General features: G+C 62.8%; 16 protein-coding genes. 14 read left to right on the forward strand and 2 right to left on the reverse strand.

Annotation, left to right across the window (positions count from 1 at the left end; genetic code table 11):
* The 3 genes from HWV67_RS15060 to HWV67_RS15070 all read left to right on the forward strand — a co-directional run bounded on the left by HWV67_RS15060 (nucleotide 1) and on the right by HWV67_RS15070 (nucleotide 1,540).
* A complete protein-coding gene (locus HWV67_RS15060; RefSeq protein WP_175651779.1) occupies nucleotides 1-381 on the forward strand; it encodes a hypothetical protein in 381 nt (126 codons plus the stop codon).
* Nucleotides 382-472: 91 nt separating this feature from the next.
* Complete coding sequence (locus HWV67_RS31730) at nucleotides 473-691, forward strand: hypothetical protein (RefSeq protein WP_256680120.1); 219 nt, start codon at nucleotides 473-475, stop codon at nucleotides 689-691.
* 303 nt (nucleotides 692-994) lie between these two features.
* Nucleotides 995-1,540 (forward strand): hypothetical protein, encoded by a 546-nt coding sequence (locus tag HWV67_RS15070; protein ID WP_110973267.1) that lies wholly within the window; start codon nucleotides 995-997, stop codon nucleotides 1,538-1,540.
* Nucleotides 1,541-2,168: 628 nt separating this feature from the next.
* Here HWV67_RS15070 and HWV67_RS15075 read toward each other — a convergent pair.
* Nucleotides 2,169-2,780: a TetR/AcrR family transcriptional regulator gene (locus tag HWV67_RS15075; RefSeq protein ID WP_175651780.1), complete on the reverse strand. Its 612-nt coding sequence runs from the start codon at nucleotides 2,778-2,780 to the stop codon at nucleotides 2,169-2,171.
* Nucleotides 2,781-2,865: 85 nt separating this feature from the next.
* Here HWV67_RS15075 and HWV67_RS15080 point away from each other — a divergent pair, with 85 nt between their 5' ends.
* The 9 genes from HWV67_RS15080 to HWV67_RS15120 all read left to right on the forward strand — a co-directional run bounded on the left by HWV67_RS15080 (nucleotide 2,866) and on the right by HWV67_RS15120 (nucleotide 14,818).
* The gene (locus HWV67_RS15080) at nucleotides 2,866-3,615 is read left to right on the forward strand and encodes an SDR family NAD(P)-dependent oxidoreductase (protein WP_175651781.1); all 750 of its coding nucleotides are present in this window, start codon (nucleotides 2,866-2,868) and stop codon (nucleotides 3,613-3,615) included.
* Nucleotides 3,608-4,363, forward strand: coding sequence for an SDR family oxidoreductase (locus tag HWV67_RS15085; RefSeq protein WP_175651782.1), 756 nt, complete (start codon nucleotides 3,608-3,610; stop codon nucleotides 4,361-4,363). The genes HWV67_RS15080 and HWV67_RS15085 overlap by 8 nt, the downstream gene beginning before the upstream one ends.
* Before the next feature lie 206 nt (nucleotides 4,364-4,569).
* Nucleotides 4,570-6,645, forward strand: a complete 2,076-nt coding sequence (locus HWV67_RS15090; RefSeq protein WP_175651783.1) for a hydantoinase/oxoprolinase family protein — start codon at nucleotides 4,570-4,572, stop codon at nucleotides 6,643-6,645.
* Between the two features lie 23 nt (nucleotides 6,646-6,668).
* On the forward strand, nucleotides 6,669-8,333 hold the full coding sequence (locus HWV67_RS15095) for a hydantoinase B/oxoprolinase family protein (RefSeq protein ID WP_175651784.1): 1,665 nt from the start codon (nucleotides 6,669-6,671) through the stop codon (nucleotides 8,331-8,333).
* A gap of 1 nt (nucleotide 8,334) precedes the next feature.
* A complete protein-coding gene (locus HWV67_RS15100; protein ID WP_175651785.1) occupies nucleotides 8,335-9,537 on the forward strand; it encodes a pyridoxal phosphate-dependent aminotransferase in 1,203 nt (400 codons plus the stop codon).
* Nucleotides 9,538-9,559: 22 nt separating this feature from the next.
* Nucleotides 9,560-10,372 (forward strand): NAD-dependent epimerase/dehydratase family protein, encoded by an 813-nt coding sequence (locus HWV67_RS15105; RefSeq protein ID WP_175651786.1) that lies wholly within the window; start codon nucleotides 9,560-9,562, stop codon nucleotides 10,370-10,372.
* Nucleotides 10,373-10,398: 26 nt separating this feature from the next.
* Nucleotides 10,399-11,595: an NAD(P)/FAD-dependent oxidoreductase gene (locus HWV67_RS15110; protein WP_175651787.1), complete on the forward strand. Its 1,197-nt coding sequence runs from the start codon at nucleotides 10,399-10,401 to the stop codon at nucleotides 11,593-11,595.
* 25 nt (nucleotides 11,596-11,620) lie between these two features.
* Nucleotides 11,621-13,306: a thiamine pyrophosphate-binding protein gene (locus HWV67_RS15115; protein WP_175651788.1), complete on the forward strand. Its 1,686-nt coding sequence runs from the start codon at nucleotides 11,621-11,623 to the stop codon at nucleotides 13,304-13,306.
* Nucleotides 13,307-13,369: 63 nt separating this feature from the next.
* Nucleotides 13,370-14,818 (forward strand): NAD-dependent succinate-semialdehyde dehydrogenase, encoded by a 1,449-nt coding sequence (locus HWV67_RS15120; RefSeq protein ID WP_175651789.1) that lies wholly within the window; start codon nucleotides 13,370-13,372, stop codon nucleotides 14,816-14,818.
* A 77-nt stretch (nucleotides 14,819-14,895) separates the two neighbouring features.
* On the opposite strand, the gene HWV67_RS15125 is transcribed toward HWV67_RS15120, so the two are convergent.
* Nucleotides 14,896-15,621: a FadR/GntR family transcriptional regulator gene (locus HWV67_RS15125; protein WP_175651790.1), complete on the reverse strand. Its 726-nt coding sequence runs from the start codon at nucleotides 15,619-15,621 to the stop codon at nucleotides 14,896-14,898.
* 378 nt (nucleotides 15,622-15,999) lie between these two features.
* On the opposite strand from HWV67_RS15125, the gene HWV67_RS15130 reads away from it, so the two are divergent.
* Complete coding sequence (locus HWV67_RS15130) at nucleotides 16,000-17,139, forward strand: branched-chain amino acid ABC transporter substrate-binding protein (RefSeq protein WP_256680121.1); 1,140 nt, start codon at nucleotides 16,000-16,002, stop codon at nucleotides 17,137-17,139.
* Nucleotides 17,140-17,274: 135 nt separating this feature from the next.
* Nucleotides 17,275-18,213, forward strand: a complete 939-nt coding sequence (locus HWV67_RS15135) for a branched-chain amino acid ABC transporter permease (protein ID WP_175651791.1) — start codon at nucleotides 17,275-17,277, stop codon at nucleotides 18,211-18,213.
* Nucleotides 18,214-18,215: the final 2 nt, after the last annotated feature.

Here is an 18,215-nt window from a genome sequence, read left to right on the forward strand (position 1 = left end):
ATGGGACAGGATCGAGTTTCTTATTCGGAAATTAAAGCATGGGTCCTAGAGAATTTTTGGGATGGATGCAGGGATCATGGCCCTCTGGCAAAAGCAAAGGGCGGTAATGTTTGGAGCTTGGAGCAAATATCCTCAGACGTTTATGATGGATATGCTGGTGGTGTTGGAAGCTTTAACTCGCCGCTTGAATATTTGATGTTGGAAGTGGTTAGTTTGGTTTTGTCGTGTTGGTATCCGAGCCAAGTCAACTATCATGAAGCGCGCATTAAGACTTTGCTTTCGGAAAATAATTTAACTCAAATGCTTCAGGGTATTCCCACTGCTGAGGTTGAGGAATTTATGCAGGATCTTAAGATTCTGAATATTTCTTTGGGTAATTGACAATGTGTTTCATCTGTCGTGCACGGGACAGTTTCAGGTCTATGAGTTGGCGGTTGATGACTTGCTCAGGTTCGGGATTTGGTATTTTCCAATGGATGGTTTGGTCGAGTATGAACTGACTGTTCGGCCTGTTTTCAAAGAGAATGAGGTCCGTGATTTTCAAGTCGTTGTACGTGCTCGTTTTTCAGGCGAAGATGGATCGGAGTACCTTGGTTGTCTGTATTGGAGTAATGATGAAATTGTGGAATATTTGAAGCCAGTTGTGTTACTCGACGATGGGGCGGCGGTTTTTTTTGGAATGGAATGGTAGATCCGAGCTGGGGCGACGGTTCTCTACATTCTCAGCGTGTTTGATTGGCATTTCCTATCTCTTACAGTTCTGAGTCGGCGTTTGGGCTTCCATCGATAGCTGGCGAGCTTGAGGGGCTTTACTATTTACATGGGAATGACGTTCTTTTTATTCCATAACGGTCGCATGTTCTGCGGAGTGCTTGCCGATTTTGGTAGAGAAGAGGTGGACATATATTTCTCCTGCAATACCAGAAAGTTAATGGTTGCCAGTTCTACTGAGCGTTCAGGGGTTTGAGAATATTTTTCGAGTACAGGATGTCTCATGAAGAAAATAATGTTGGCTGCATGTCTATTATTATTGGTCGGCTGCAACACTACACCTCGTGACAGGGCCACCATCTACTACGATCGAACGCAGTTCCCGTCTCAGGTTCGTAGCGACTTTCCGGATATCAAAGGGCCGATCGTGCAGCATGGTCGATGCTCATTGCTGATTTCAACGCCGGGCTCCACCACCGGGGCTTACCATTTCTGCACCTTCGCGCTAACTCAAGATGAGCTTTATGTTCAGACGTGGGACGCCAAGGCGTTGAAGTACACCGAATTGTTGAGGGTTGATTTCTCGACCTTGAGCAAGGTCGCCATCGATTCGTTTTTTCGCACCAACCAGGTACAACTGATCGAGCCGCGCCGCCAGAGCGCGTTGACCGTGGTGATCGATGAGGGCGGTTACAACGACTCGGCAGCGACTGAGCGGGTGTACGAAACCATCAGGAAGCGAGGAGTAAGCGTGGTGAAAAGTGAAGGGATGATGATGCCGCCCGCGCCACCGACGCCCATGATCATTCCAGTCATCGTTCCTCGATGACCATGGAAAGGAGGTCACGATAAGAGCCGGTCGGGTGCTCAGCTAGCAGTTCCGGTCCAGCTTCTGAGGAGGAGTGGTTGCCTCAGCTTGACGGTTACCCGTGTAGCGGATCACGGGGGGAGGCGCGGTGCAGGTCCATCCGTTTGCACAATGTCAACGGGCCCGGACCAGCAACAGCTTGTAAAACGCCAAACCCTCACTGAACGTTGATGCCACACGTGAACAAGTACACAATTAAGGCCATCCCTCGCTGAGGGAGTTGAATAAAACCTTATTTTTCAACGGGTAGGACACCGGATGTGAGTCTCGTTTCCCGCTCCAAATATGGCGCTACAGAGTTCTGAAAAGGACTTTGTAGCCAAAGAAAAAAGGCCCTTCGGGGCCTTTTTTCGTTTCCGCCGAAAACCGCTGAAAACCACCAGTATCCAGTCATTTTAAGTACACGATTAAATACACGAATTTGGTGCCTGATCCGGTGGAGTGCTGAAGCGGATCTACGCTGGAGCTGCTTGGGCGATATGACAGGCATCTGGTTCCTGACCCAGTTCAGGAGCTTGTCATGGCACTTTCTGATATGGCCGTCCGGCATCCCCGTGCAACCGGCACCGCTTACAGACATCAAGAAGTGTCAAAAAGCAGCTCCAGAATCAGGTAGCCGTTGTGTCTTCCCTGTCCAGACTATCCCTAGCACGAACGCCACCATCTGCTCGCGCGCCGTGCCGAGGGTTCCCCATTGTCCTTGCCCGCACAACAGGCTCAGCACCGCCTGAGCGATCAGCCGCGCCTGCGGCACGGACGCCGGTCCGCATTCCGCCACGACGATTTCACTGAGCAGGGCGCTGTAGTCCGCCTTTAGCTGTTCCACGTGTTGCGTCTGCTCGTCACTGAGGTTGACCGCTTCGCGGGTCAGCAGGGTGAGCTTGTCGGGGTGCGCCTGGCTGAAAGAGATGAACGCCTGTACGAAGCGCTGCAGCCGTTCACTGGTGCAGCGACTGCCCTTGAGGCACTGCCGCGTCTCGTACAGAAGATCGGTCAAGCTCGACTCGATCAGCTCGAACAGCAACCCCTGCTTGCTTTCGATATGGTGATAGAGCGATCCGGCGCGCAGCCCCAGGTGGCTGGCCAGGTCGCGCAAGCCGATGGCCTGGTAGCCGTGACTGGCAAACAGGCTGCTGGCCGCCTCCAGCAGGCGATCGCGGGCATCGGGTGAAGGCACGGACAAGCGGCTGGAGGTGGGCATTGGAGTGACCTGTGAACGATTTGATGTTTGACCAAATGTAAGACAACAGGCATCTTACGTAAAGACTCAATCGCGGAGGTGGTTCATGGAAAATCAAACGGTGGTGGTGGTCGGTGGTGCGTCGGGCCTTGGCCTGGAAACCGCACGCCTGATGGTCAAGCGCGGGGCGCGGAAAATCGGCCTGATCGACCGCAACGAGCAGTTGCTGGTTCAGGCCGCGCAAGAGCTGCGCGAGCTGGGCGCGGAGGTCGCGCTGGCGGTAGGTGATATCGCCCGCAAGGACACCGCCCACGGTGCGTTCGAGGAAATCGTCGGGGCGCTGGGGCGCGTGCATTGCCTGGTCAACAGCGCGGCAATCTACCCGCGCAAGGATATCTTCGAGATCACCGACGAGGAGTGGGACCTGGAGAACGCGGTGAACATCAAGGGCACCTACCACATGATGGTGGCGGCCGTACGGCACATGCAGCAGTACGTGGCGGCGCCGGCGGTGACCGGGCGTATCGTCAATGTTACCTCGGTGGATGCCTTCAAGGCTCATCCGCAGAACGCCCACTACGCCGCCACCAAGGCTGCGGTGGTCAGCCTGACCAAATCCTTCGCCCAGGCCTGTGCCAAGGACCAGATTCTGGTCAACTCGGTCGCTCCGGCCGGGTTTGCCACCGAGCGCGCCCGGCAACTGGGCTTCCTCGGCGAGCTGGCCGCTGCCAACCCGCTGGGCCGGGCCGCTGAACCTGCGGAAATCGCCGAATGGATCGTCATGATGGGCAGCAGCCGCAACAGCTACGCCACCGGCGAGAACGTCATCGTCAGCGGAGGTTACATCTATGCCTGAGGTCGCATTTCCTGCCGGTTACCAGCGGGCGCTGGTCACTGGTGCTACCAGCGGCATCGGCAAGGCCATCGTGCTGGCACTGCGCGATGCTGGTCTGCAGGTGGTCGCGGTCGGGCGCAGCCCCGAAGCGCTGGCCGAGCTGGCCAGTGAGCCGGCTGTGGTCACGCTGCAGGCGGATGTCCGGGATTTCCGCGCGCTGAATGCGGCGCTGGAAGGCCAGGCGGTGGATGTGCTGGTGAATAACGCCGGCATTCTCTCGACCCGTGCCGCCTTCCAGGAGATCGACGAGGCGGAGATCGACAACATGCTCGACATCAACCTCAAGGCGCCGCTGCATCTGGCCCGGCATGTGCTGCCAGGGATGGTCGGTCGGGGCAGGGGGCATCTGTTCTTCATCGGCTCAAGCGCCGGACGGGCGCCTCATCCCGGAGCGGCGGTGTATGGTGCTTCGAAGGCCGGCGTCAGTCTGTTCTGCGATGCCTTGCGTTGCGATCTGCTTGGCACTGGCGTGCGGGTGACCGAGATTGCGCCGGGGCGGGTGCAGACCCAGTTGTACAAGACGGCGATGGGGATGCAGGCGGCGGGCAGTGAGTTGTACGAAGGTTACGAATCGATCCAGCCGGGCGATATCGCCGAGCTGTTGCTGGCAGCATTGAAGATGCCGGCGGCGGTGGATGTGTCGCGGCTGGAGGTGTTCCCCACGGCGCAGGCGGTGGGTGGGTCGCGGATGGTCAAGACGTTGGAGTGACAGGTCCGACGCCATCGCCGGCTTCCGCAGGGTTTGGGCTGGGCTCGGATCCTGTGGGAGCTGGCGTTGCCAGCGATGAGGTCGGCAAAGGCAGTAGATTTCTCTCCACAGGTGCTTGACCACCTGTAAGACAACATATAACTTACATTAAAACCGCTCGCCAGGGCGGAGTCGTACAACTACAAAGCATTGCAGGGGATATGACGATGACTGCGACATCATGCCGGGTCGGCGTGGACATAGGCGGAACCTTCACCGATATCGCGCTGGACGTGGACGGGGTTCTGCATTCGACCAAGATACTGACCGACTACGAGCTGCCCGAGCGGGCGATCCTCACTGGCGTCCGCCAGGTGGTGGAGCAGGCCGGCCTGCAGCTGTCGGATATCCACCAGCTGATCCACGGCACCACCCTGGCGACCAACGCCTTGATCGAGCGACGAGGTGCCCGCACCGCCTTCATCACAACCGAAGGCTTTCGTGACACCCTGGAAATGCGTACCGAGAACCGCTTCGAGCAGTACGACATCAACATCGCGCTGCCGCCGCCGCTGATCGACCGCGAACACCGCTTCACCCTGCGCGAGCGCCTGGATGTCAAAGGCCGCGTTCTGATCGCTCCGGTCCAGTCCGAGATCGATGCGCTGGTCGAGCGCATCGCCAATGGCAACTACGAAAGCGTCGCCATCGGCTTCATCCACAGCTATGTCAACGGTGCCCACGAGCGTCTGCTGCGCGATGCCCTGCAGGCGCGCCTGCCGCAAGTGTCGATCTCGATCTCCAGCGAAGTCTCGCCGCAGATGCGCGAGTTCGAACGCTTCAACACCGTGTGCGCCAACGCCTACGTCAAGCCGCTGATCAAGTCCTATCTTGATCGTCTGGTCGTCACCTTGAAGCAGTCCGGCGCCGATTGCCCGGTGTTTATGATCCACTCCGGCGGCGGCATCATCTCGGTCGAGAGCGCCGCCGAATTCCCGGTGCGCCTGGTGGAGTCAGGCCCGGCCGGTGGGGCGATATTCGCCGCTGATATCGCCCGCCGTTACCAGCTGGAAAACGTGCTGTCCTTCGACATGGGTGGCACCACGGCGAAAATCTGCCTGATCGAAGACCAAGTGCCCAAGACCGCCAAAACCTTCGAAGTTGCCCGCACCTACCGCTTCAAGAAGGGCAGCGGCATGCCGATCTCCATCCCGGTGGTGGAGATGGTCGAGATCGGTGCAGGCGGTGGCTCCATCGCCAGCATCGACAGCATGCGCCAGATCCGTGTCGGCCCGCACAGCGCTGCCTCCGAGCCGGGCCCTGCCTGCTATGGCCGTGGCGGTCTGGAGCCGACCATCACCGACGCCAACCTGCTGCTGGGCCGGCTCGACGCCGACAACTTCGCCGGTGGCGCCCTGCGCCTGTCCAGCGATAACGCTGCCAGCGCCATGAGCCGGGTCATCGGTCAGCCGCTGAACCTGCCGGCCGATACCGCCGCCTTCGGTGTCTGCGAAGTGGTTGACGAGAACATGGCCAACGCCGGTCGCGTGCATGCCGTGGAAAGCGGCAAGGACATCGCCGACTACACCATGATCACCTTCGGCGGTGGTGGCCCGCTGCACGCTGCACGGCTCTGCGAAAAAATGGGCGTCTCGCGCTTCTTGGTGCCGGCGGGCGCGGGCGTGGGGTCGGCCATCGGCTTCCTGCGGGCGCCCTTCGGCTACGAGGCGGTGCGCAGTGCCTTCGTGCGGCTGTCCGAGTTCGACGCCAATGCGGTCAACGCGCTGATCGAAGAAATGAAGGCCGAGTCCCTGGGCTTCCTGCGTCAGGGCATGACGGAGGGCGAGCCGGAAATGGACTGCACGGCCTTTATGCGCTACGTCGGTCAGGGCTGGGAAATCCCCGTGGCGCTGCCGTTCAAGGCCTTCAGTGCAGCGGACACCGTCGAGTTCAAGGCGCGCTTCGAAGAGGCCTACACGCGCTTCTTCGGTCGCCCGATCGAGGGGCCGGACATCGAGATCGTCAGTTGGTCGGTCAGGGCCAGTTCGCCGCTGCCGCCCGTGGAGCAGGTGGAGGAAGTCGCGGCTTCGTACCGTGCCCGTGAAGTCGCCACCCGTCAGGTGTTCGACGTGGCTGCAGGCGGCTTCGTCGAGGCCGGCATCCATCCTCGTGAAGAGCTGCAGGTCGGCGCCCGCGTCGATGGCCCGGCGGTCATCGTCGAGCGGGAAACCTCGACCTTCGTCACTTCGAACTTCACCGCCACGGTCCAGCCTGACGGCTGCCTGCTGGTCGCCCGTCGCTAATCCCAGATTCGGAAGCATTCACCATGAGCGAAACCTTGATCGACATTCATATGCAGGTGATGTGGAACCGCCTGGTCTCGGTGGTCGAAGAGCAGGCCCTGACCCTGATCCGCACCGCCTTCTCCACCAGCGTGCGTGAGGCGGGCGACCTGTCCGCCGGGGTGTTCGACCGCGCCGGCAACATGCTCGCCCAAGCGGTCACCGGCACGCCGGGGCACGTCAACACCATGGCCGAGGCGGTGGTGCACTTCATCAACGATATCGGTGAAGACAACATCTTCGAAGGCGATGTCTACGTGACCAACGACCCGTGGAAGGGCACCGGTCACCTGCACGACATCACCATCGTCTCGCCGTCGTTCTACAAAGGCCGGCTGATCGGCTACTTCGCCAGTACCGCCCACGTGGTGGACATCGGCGGCCGCGGCTTTGGCCCCGATGCCCGCGAGGTGTACGAGGAAGGCCTGTTCATCCCGATCATGAAGCTGTTCGAGCGCGGCAAGGTCAATCGTGACTTGATCAACATCCTGCGCAACAACGTGCGCGAGAACGATCGTGTGGTCGGCGACTTCTATGCCCTGTCGGCGTGCAACGAGACCGGGCACAAGCGCCTGCTGGACATGCTTGAAGAGTTCCAGCTGGACGACCTGGAGCACATCGGCGGCTTCATTCTCGAGCACAGCCGTCGCGCCACCCTGGAGTGCTTCAAGTCGCTGCCCTATGGCACCTACAGCAACAGCATGACCCTGGACGGCTACGACGTGCCGGTCACCCTGGCGGTGACCCTGACCGTCGGCCCGGACGGCATCAAGAGCGACTTCACCGGCACCTCGGGCATGAGCCAGTTCGGTATCAACGTGCCGCTGGGCTACGCCAAGGCATACGCCTGCTATGGCCTGAAATGCATCGTTGCACCGGAGATCCCCAACAACTCGGCGTCCCTGGCGCCGTTCGAAGTGACCGCGCCGGAAGGTTGCATCCTCAATGCCAAGCACCCGGCGCCGGTGTCGGTGCGCCATGTGCTGGGGCACTTCGTCCCGGACCTGGTGCTGGGGGCGCTGCACAAGTGCCTGCCGGGCAAGGTGCCGGCCGAAGGCGCCAGTGCCCTGTGGAACCTGCACCTGAGCGTGCGTCCGCTGGAGAGCAATCCGAACGGCCGCAATGCCGAGATGCTGATGTTCAACAGTGGTGGCATGGGCGCCCGTTCGGCGATGGACGGCCTGAGCGCCACGGCTTTCCCGAGCGGCGTGCACACCATGCCGGTGGAAGCCACCGAGCATGCCGGGCCGGTGGTGGTCTGGCGCAAGGAGCTGCGTGAAGGCTCCGGCGGTGCGGGCTTGCTGCGCGGCGGCCTGGGCCAGGAGATCGAGGTCTCGGCGGCCGAGGGCTACAGTTTCCGTTTCAGCGCCATGTTCGACCGTATCCAGTACGCCGCCCGCGGCCTGGAAGGCGGTCAGCCGGGCGCGGTCGGCTATGTCGGTCTGGATGACGGCAGCCTGCTGCGCGGCAAGGGCCAGCAGTTCGTGCCGGCGGAGCGGCGCCTGGTGCTGCGCCTGCCCGGTGGTGGTGGTTATGGCGATCCGCGTCAGCGGGATCACCAGCAGGTCGAGCGCGACCTGCGTTTCGGCTACATCAGCGCCGAACAGGCGCGGGACGACTACGGCTTCGAAGCCGGCGGGGAGCGTTGAGATGGAGATCCAGAGCAGCCGCGTGCGCGCGGTGAAGAGCTCGCCAAGCATGGCGGTATCGGTCCTGGCCAAGCAGATGCTGGCCCAGGGCGAATCGGTGATCAACCTGGCGCTCGGCGAGCCGGACTATAACGTCCCGGCCCATGTGATCGAGGCGGCCCATCAGGCGATGCTCGCCGGCAACAACCACTACACCGGGCCCAACGGTCTGGAGTCGCTGCGCCAGGCCATCGTCGACAAGTTCGCCCGCGAGAACGACCTGGTCTACGGTCTCGACGAGATCTGCGTGGGCAACGGTGCCAAACAACTGCTGTTCAACGCCTTTCTCGCCACACTGGAGCCAGGCGACGAAGTCATTACTCCGGCGCCGTACTGGGTGTCCTACACCGACATGGCGATCCTCAACGGCGGCGTGCCCAGGGTGATTCCGTGTGATGCCGACCAGGGCTTCAAGCTCAGGCCGGAGCAACTGGAGGCGGCCATCACCCCGTGCACCCGCTGGGTCATGCTCAACTCGCCGAACAACCCGAGCGGGGCGATCTTCACCCGTGAAGAGCTGGCCGCCCTCGGCGCGGTGCTGGAGCGTCACCCCCACGTGCTGGTGATCTCCGACGAGATCTATGAACACATCGTGCTGGGCGATCAGCCCTTCGTGTCCTTCGTCACCGCGTGCCCACAACTGCGCGATCGCACCCTGCTGATCAACGGCGTGTCCAAGGCCTATGCCATGACCGGCTACCGCCTGGGCTACGCGGCCGGGCCGAAGAACCTGATCGTGGCGATGAACAAGACCCAGTCGCAGACCACCACCTGCCCGTCGAGCATCTCGCAGCTGGCGGCCGTGGCCGCGCTGAACGGCCCTCAGGATTTCGTCCGCGAAGCCAATCGCGAGTACCAGGCGCGAGGTGAGCTGGTGGTGCGTGGGCTGGCGCAGATTCCCGGACTGCAACTGCAGATGCCGCAAGGCGCCTTCTATGCCTTCCCCAACGTCGCCGCCTTCATCGGCAAGCGTACGCCGGACGGCGAGCTGATCAGCAATGACGCCGACCTTTCGGCCTACCTGCTGCGGGTCGGCAAGGTGGCCACGGTGCCAGGTTCGGCATTCGGCCTGGAACCTTATGTACGGCTGTCGTTCGCTACATCGCGGCAGGAACTGGAACAGGCCCTGGGGCAGTTGCGCGATGCCTTCGCGGCCCTGGTCTGACTAATCGGAATTCGAGGTAACCATGAGCAAACCCTTCAAACGCCTGCTGATCACCGGCGCCGCCGGGCGCCTGGGCTCCGTGCTGCGCAAGCATCTGGCGGCCTTCGCCGACGAGCTGCGCCTGACCGATATCGCCGACCTGGGCCAGGCTGCGCCCCATGAAGAGCTGATCCGCTGCGACCTGGGCAACTTCGACGACGTGCTGCCGCTGACCGAAGGCGTCGACGCCATCGTGCATGCCGGTGGCGTACCGGTGGAGGACACCTTCGCCAAGATCCTCAACGGCAATATCGTCGGCACCTACAACATCTACGAAGCGGCGCGGCGCAATGGCGTCAAGCGCGTGGTGTACACCAGCTCCAACCACGCCATCGGCTTCTACGACCGCACCGAAACCATCGATGCCACCGCCGCGCATCGCCCGGACAGCCTGTATGGCGTGAGCAAATGCTTCGCCGAAGACCTGGGTCGCTACTACTGGGACAAGTTCGGCATCGAGTCGGTCAACCTGCGGATCGGCTCGTCGTTCCCCGAGCCGCTGGACCGGCGCATGCTCGCTACCTGGCTGTCGTTCGACGACTTCGCCCAGCTCACCGAGCGCTCGCTGCTGGCGCCGCGGGTCGGCCACATGATCGTCTACGGCATGTCCGCCAACCGCGAAAGCCTGTGGGACAACCGCCTGGCCTCGTCCATCGGTTACGTGCCGCAGGACAGCGCCGACGCCTTCCGCGAAAAGGTCCTGGCCGAGCATCCGCCCCTGGACCCCAATGAGCCGGCAGCGCGCTTCCATGGCGGCAACTTCGCCGGCGCCGGCCACTTCGAAGACCCGAAATGACCTCCACATCCCAAGAGTGCTGAGCCATGGCTTCTACGGCAAAACAACAGAATTACGATGTGGTGATCGTCGGCGGCGCGGTAAATGGCAGCTCCACCGCTTACTTCCTCGCCAATAACCCGGACTTCAAGGGCTCGGTGCTGGTCATCGAGCGCGACTGGACCTACAACAAGTCGGCCACTGCGCTGTCCAGCAGTTCGATCCGCCAGCAGTTCTCCAATCCGATCAATATCGAGATCTCGAAGTTCGGTGCCGAGTTCGTGCGCAACTTCCCCGAGGTCATGGAAGTGGACGGTGACAAGCCGAACCTGGCCTTCCACGAGAACGGCTACCTGTTCCTCGGCGACGACAAGGGCTACGAGGTGCTGCGCCGCCTGCACGATACCCAGGTGTCCCACGGCGCCGATGTGCACCTGCTCGACCCCGAGCAACTGGCCCGGCAGTTCCCCTGGGTCAATATCGACTCCCTGGCCGGTGCCAGCTACGGCAAGACCGGCGAGGGATGGTTCGACAGCCTCGGTATGCTCAACGGTTTCCGGCGCAAGGCGCGTTCGATGGGCATCGAGTACATCGAGAATGACGTGGTCGGCATCCAGCGCGAGGGCGATCGCATCACCGGCGTGCAACTGGCCAGTGGCGAGCGCATTGGTTGCGGCGTGCTGGTCAACTGCGCCGGTACCCGGGGCACCCAGGTGGCCCGTCTGGCCGGCCTGGATATCCCGGTGGAGCCACGCCGCCGCTCGCTGTTCGTCTTCGATTGCCGCACCCCGCTGCAAGGCACGGTGCCGCTGACCATCGACCCGACCGGCGTGTTCTTCCGTCCCGAGGGGCAGTTCTACCTCGGCGGCACCTACCCGAAGAACGATCCGGAAGTGGATTTTGACGACTTCGACGTGATGCACGACGAGTTCGACGAAGAGGTCTGGCCGATCCTCGCCGAGCGCGTGCCGGCGTTCGAAGGCATCAAGGTGGTGAACTTCTGGGCCGGGCACTACGACTTCTGCGTGCTCGACCACAACGCCATCGTCGGCCCGCACAACGAAGTGAGCAACTTCCTGTTCTGCAACGGCTTCAGCGGCCATGGCCTGCAGCAGGCGCCGGCCATCGGGCGTGGCCTGTCCGAGCTGATCACCTACGGCGGCTATCGCTCGCTGGACCTGGGCGCGCTGTCCTATCAGCGGGTCATCGACAACAAGCCATTCCTCGAAGACTCGGTTATCTGAGCGCGCTGCCTGAAGGAGAACAACAATGAGCGACAACACAGCGGTACGCAGCGGCGGCCAGGTTCTGGTGGATGCCTTGCGGGTCAACGGGGTCGAGCGCGCGTTTTGCGTGCCCGGAGAAAGCTACCTGGCGGTGCTCGATGCGCTGCATGACGTGCAGGATGAAATCGACCTGATCGTCTGCCGCCAGGAGGGCGGGGCGGCCTACATGGCCGAGGCCTATGGCAAGCTCACCGGCAAGCCGGGGATCTGCATGGTCACCCGCGGGCCGGGGGCGACCAATGCCTCGGTCGGCGTGCACACCGCGTTCCAGGACTCCACGCCGATGATTCTGTTCATCGGCCAGGTGGCCCGCGACCAGATCGAGCGCGAAGCCTTCCAGGAAGTGGATTACCGACGCATGTTCGGCCAGATGGCCAAGTGGGTGGTGCAGATCGATGACGCGGCGCGGATTCCCGAGTTGGTCAACCAGGCCTTCCAGCGCGCCATCAGCGGTCGTCCGGGGCCGGTGGTGGTGGCGCTGCCGGAAGACATGCTGACCGACTTGGTAGAGGTCGCGGATGCCCGTCCGGCGCAGCGTGTCGAAGCGGCGCCGGCACCGGCCGCGCTCGCCGAGTTGCAGACACTGATCGGCAAGGCCGCCAAGCCGCTGGTGATCGCCGGTGGCGGTGGCTGGAATGCGCAAGCCGTGGCCGATCTCAAGCGTTTCGTCGAGGTGCATAACCTGCCGCTGGCAGCCTCGTTCCGCTGCCAGGACCTATTCGACAACACCGACCCGCACTATGCCGGCGACCTCGGCCTGGCGGCGGGCCCGGCGCTGGTGGAGGCGGTGAAAGCCTGCGACCTGTTGATCGTGGTCGGTGCCCGTCTCGGCGAAATGACTACCGGTGGCTACGCCCTGGTGGATATTCCGACGCCGAAACAGGCGCTGGTCCATGTGCACGCCAGTGCCGAGGAAATCGGCCGGGTCTATCAGCCGACCCTGGGCATCAATGCCGGCCCGGCGAGCTTCCTGGCCCAGGCGGCGGCGTTGCCGGCGGTGGCGCCCGCAGCCTTCGAAGACTGGGTCGCCAGCCTCAATCGCGGTTATCGCGGCAACTTCGAGACCCCGCGTTCGCCTGGTGATGTGCAGATGAGCGAAGTGATCGCCTGGCTGAACAAGACCCTGCCGGCCGACAGCATCCTCACCTGTGGCGCCGGCAACTACACCGGCTGGGTACACCGTGGCTACCAGCACCGGGTGTTCCGCACGCTGCTGGGACCGACCAACGGCTCCATGGGCTACGGTGTGCCGGCGGCGGTGGCGGCCAAGCTCACTTATCCGCAGCGCACCGTGATTGCCTTCGCCGGCGACGGCTGTTTCATGATGAACGGCCAGGAACTGGCCACGGCGGCGCACTACGATGCGCGGCTGATCACCATCGTGATCAACAACGGCATGTACGGCACCATCCGCATGCACCAGGAGCGCAGCTATCCCGGGCGGGTTTCCGGCACAGAGCTGCACAACCCTGACTTCGCCGCCCTGGCCCGGGCCTATGGCCTGCATGGCGAGACGGTCACCCGCACCGAAGACTTCGCCGGCGCCTTCGAGCGCTGCCAGGCCTCGGGCAAGGCGGCGCTGATCGAGATCCAGGTGGATCCGGAGGCCCTGACCCCGCGCATGACCCTCAGCCAGATCCGCGAGAAGGCGTTGCAGTCCGCGCGCTGATTGACCTCGGGTGGGGCGCGGTACGGCCCCACCTTTTTCCCTTCTTCGAACGAGCCAATCGACATGAAACTTGCCGATCACGATCTGCTGCGTGAGAGTTGCTACATCGACGGGCAATGGCTGGCGGCCGACAGCGGCCAGCGCATTGCCGTGACCAATCCGGCCAATGGCGAGGTGCTGGGGCACGTGCCACGCATGGGCGCGCAAGATACCTGCCGCGCCATCGCAGCCGCCGAACGCGCCCTGCCGGCCTGGCGTGCGCTGACCGCCAAGGAACGGGCCGCGCGCCTGCAAGCCTGGTTCCGCGAAATCCTCGCCCACCAGGAAGACCTAGCGCGCATCATGACCGCCGAACAGGGTAAGCCCCTGGCCGAATCCCGTGGTGAGATCGCCTTTGCGGCGGCCTATCTGGAGTTCTATGCCGAAGAGGGCAAGCGCATCTACGGCGATGTGATCCCATCGCCGAGTGCCGATCGCCGCCTGCTGGTGACCAAGGAGCCGATCGGTGTCTGCGCGGCCATCACGCCGTGGAACTTCCCCTCGGCGATGATCACCCGCAAGGCTGCGCCGGCCCTGGCGGCGGGCTGCACCCTGGTGCTCAAGCCGGCTTCGCAGACGCCGTTCAGTGCCCTGGCGCTTTGCGTGCTGGCGGAGCGGGCGGGAATTCCGGCCGGTGTGATCAGCGTGGTGACCGGGGATTCCGCCGCCATCGGTGGCGAGCTGACTGCAAGTCCTGTAGTGCGCAAGCTGTCCTTTACCGGCTCCACGCCTATCGGCATCCAGTTGCTGCAGCAGTGCGCGGCGACGGTGAAGAAAGTCACCATGGAGCTGGGAGGCAACGCTCCCTTTATCGTCTTCGACGATGCCGATCTGGAAAAGGCGGTGGACGGTGCGCTGATCGCCAAGTTCCGCAATAGCGGGCAGACCTGTGTCTGCGCCAACCGCTTCTACATCCAGGACGGGATCTACGAGCGCTTCGTGCAGCGCTTTGCCGAACGGGTGAAGACGCTTGTGGTGGGCGAGGGCGATCAGCCGGGAACGCAGGTCGGGCCGATGATCGACGGGCGAGCGGCCACTGGCGTCGAGCGCATGGTCAGCGAGGCAGTGGAGGCGGGTGCCCGGGTGGTGGCGGGCGGGCGTCGGCATACCCTTGGCGAAGCGTTCTTCGAGCCGACCCTGCTGGCGGATGTCACCGCTGAAATGCGCGTTGCTCGGGAGGAGATCTTCGGGCCGGTGGCGCCGATCTTCCGCTTCGGCAGCGAGGAGGAGGTGATCGCGGCGGCCAACGCTACCGAATTCGGCCTGGCCTGCTACCTGTATGCGCGGGACGTGGGGCGGATCTGGCGGGTGTCGGAGGCGCTGGAGTACGGAATGGTCGGGGTCAACGTCGGCGTGGTGGCGACCGAGGTGGCGCCGTTTGGCGGGGTCAAGGCGTCGGGGCTGGGTCGTGAAGGCTCGCGGTACGGGATCGAGGATTATCTGGAGATCAAGTACGTCTGCCTGGGGCTATGAGGGCAGATTGCCTGCACTGTTGAAACCCCGTAGGAGCAGGCTGTGCCAGCTCCTACACAGGCGGTTGCGGGGAATCCTCAATTCTTGCTATCAAGCACCCGCTGATACCGCGACAAACTCTCTTCCAGATGCTTGCGCAGCGCGGACCGTGCGCTGTTCACATCGCCCATGGTGATCGCCGACAAAATCGCCCCGTGCTCGCGCCCGATCTTCTTGATGTGGGTCTGGCGGTTCTTGCCGGTCACCTGGCCGTGCTTGAGGTTCAGGTCGAGGATGATGTCCGGCCCCAGGGCTTCGAGCAGTTGAGTGAAGTGCGGGTTGTTGGTGGCTCGGGCAATCGCCAGGTGGAATTCGAAGTCGGCCTTGGCTTCTTCTTCCAGGCTGGCGCCGTCCAGGGCATTGAAGCGGTCAAAGGCTTCGGTGATCTGCGCCATGCTGGTCGGGCTGCGCCGTTCCGCGGCACGGGCCACCGACTCGGTCTCGATGCCCAGGCGCAGTTCGAGAATGTGCGCCGCTGCGCGGACGTCATCCACCACGCTGTCGATGGCAAAGCCGATGCGCTTCACATCCTGCTCGACCACGAACACGCCGACACCCTGGCGGGCGATCAGGCGTCCGCCCAGGCGCAACGACGCAACCGCCTCGCGGATCACCGGGCGGCTCACCCCGAACTCCTTGCACAGCTCCTGCTCGGACGGCAGTTTGTCGCCCGGCCGGTAAGTGCCATTGTCGATCCGGTTGGAGAGCTCCTGGATCACGGTTTCCGCCAGATTGGCGCGGCGCGTACCTAACGACGCATTCATCGAATTGCTCCTGAAACTGATTGGCTCATCACGGTTGATTCTCCGCCAGGTCATGCGCAGCCCGTAAGCCCCATGCGGTCGGGATCCGTAGCCAACCAGCGGTAATTGTGTGGCCATATGTTATCAAACATCTGGCCGGGCAGGTGGCGACAGCCGATTTGCGGCCCGGTCCGCTTCGTCTGCTCGCCAGGCTTTTTTACATTTTTCCCAAGCATACACCCATTGACAGTTGCCTGCTGACTGTTATCTTACAAGTGCGATGGCGATCTGGCCAATCGCAAGCGGTAAGCAATGACGAGATGCTCGCTCTGCTTGCGTGCATCCCCGTGGCTTGCCCTGTATTTCGCTGGTTCGTCCGACCACTACTGGGAGCAAAAAATGAAAAAGAATAAGGGCGGGCGTACAGCCCTCGCGACCGCGGTAACGTTGTTCATGGCCATGGGGGCCGCGCAGGCGGAGGTGGTCAAGATCGGTTTTGCCGGCCCCCTCACCGGGCCTTCGGCGCATCAGGGGCAGGATGTCGAGCACGGCATCCAGATCGCCATCGATGAGGCCAACCAGCAGCAACTGAAGATCGGCGGCCAGGTGGCCGAGTTCAAGCTGCTCTCCGAGGACGATGTCGCCGACCCCCGTACCGGCACCGCCGTGGCCCAGCGCCTGGTGGACTCGAAAGTGGCGGTGGTGATCGGTCACTACAACTCCGGTACCAGCATCCCGGCGTCGAAAATCTACGCCGCCGCCGGCATCCCGCAGATCTCTCCGTCGGCCACCAACCCGACACTCACCCAGCAAGGCATCCCGTCGGTGTTCCGCGTGGTCAACGACGACGCCACCCTCGGCCGCTATGCCGGCAATTACCTGGTCAGCAAGCTGGAAGCCAAGCGCATCGCCATCTTCGACGACCGCACCGCCTACGGCCAGGGGCTGGCCGATGAAGTGACCAAGGCGGTCAAGGCGGCCGGCGGCAACGTGGTGGTGCGCGAGTACACCAACGACAAGTCCACCGACTTCAACGCCATCCTCACCACGGCCAAAGCGCAGAAGGCCGACGCGGTGTTCTTCGCCGCCCTCGACTACCAGGCCGCGCCCATGGCCAAGCAGATGAAGAACCTGGGCCTGAAAGCGCGCTTCATGAACATCGGCAACCTGCCCAACGATTCCTTCAAGCAGATGGCCGGCAGCGCCGCTGACGGCGTCTACGCCTGGAACTACGGCACGCCGTTGCTGGACATGCCCAAGGGTGCGGCGTTCGAACAGAAGCTCAAGGACAAGTTCGGCGTCGGCGTGGTGCAGTCCTCGCCTGCGGCCTACGACGCCACCTGGGCAGCGATCAACGCCATGGTCAAGGCCGGTTCCGCCGACCCCAAAACCTACCTGCCGGTGCTCAAGAGCGAGAGCTACGAAGGCGTCACCGGCACCATTGCCTTCGATGACAAGGGCAACCTGAAAAGCCCTGCCGCCACGGTGTTCCAGTTCGCCGACGGCGGCTGGAAAACCCTGTCGGTCGAACGCAACTGAGTTTCACCCCAATAACAAGCGGGCCCGCGAGGCCCGCCGCATAACAAGAAGATTTTTTCCCACCTGCCAGGCCAGTCGCGCGTGCGGTCAATCCACCGCCGTGGCGACCTCAATGCAGTTTCGAGGATTCAGCTCGTGGACGGTACTTTCGATATTTTGTTGCAACAGGTCCTCAACGGCCTGGTGCTGGGCAGCATCTACGCCCTGGTCGCGCTGGGCTACACCATGGTCTACGGGATCATCGGCCTGATCAACTTCGCCCATGGTGAGGTAGTGATGGTCGGCGCCATGGTCACCATCTCGGTCCTTTCCATGCTCGCTGGCGCCGGCTTCGCCCCGGGCATCGTCACCTTGCTCCTGGCGATCATGGTCGCGGCAGTGGTGTGCATGCTGCTGGCCCAGGGCATGGAGAAATACGCCTACCGGCCGCTGCGCAAGGCGCCGCGGCTGACCCCGCTGATCCTCGCCATCGGTATCTCCATCGCCCTGCAGAACCTGGCGATGATGATCTGGGGCCGTGGCTACAAGACCTTCCCTGAAGTGGTCGAGACCCGGCCGGTGGAGGTGTTCGGCGCGACCCTGACCAACGTGCAGATCGCGATCATGCTGATTGCCGTCGTAATCATGCTCGGCCTCTGGCTGCTGGTGGACAAGACCCGCATGGGCAAGGCCATGCGCGCCACCGCGCAGAACCAGGAAGTGGCCGGGCTGATGGGCATCAATATCAACCGGGTGATTTCCGCGACCTTCCTGATCGGCGCGAGCCTCGGCGCGATCGCCGGGGTGATGCGTGCCATCAACTACGGCCAGGCCGACGCCTACATGGGCCTGCTGCTGGGGCTCAAAGCCTTCTCCGCGGCCGTGCTCGGCGGCATCGGCAACCTCTTCGGGGCCATGGCCGGCGGTCTGCTGCTGGGCCTGATCGAGTCCCTGGCGGCGGGTTACACCGGGCAGATCACCGGTGGCTTCCTCGGTGCCAACTACCAGGACATCTTCGCCTTCGCGGTACTGATCCTGGTCCTGCTGTTTCGTCCCAACGGCCTGCTTGGCGAACGCCAGGCCGACCGTGCCTGAAG

This window comes from Pseudomonas sp. Marseille-P9899, from assembly GCF_903166565.1.
Taxonomy (GTDB): Bacteria; Pseudomonadota; Gammaproteobacteria; order Pseudomonadales; family Pseudomonadaceae; genus Aquipseudomonas; species Aquipseudomonas huaxiensis.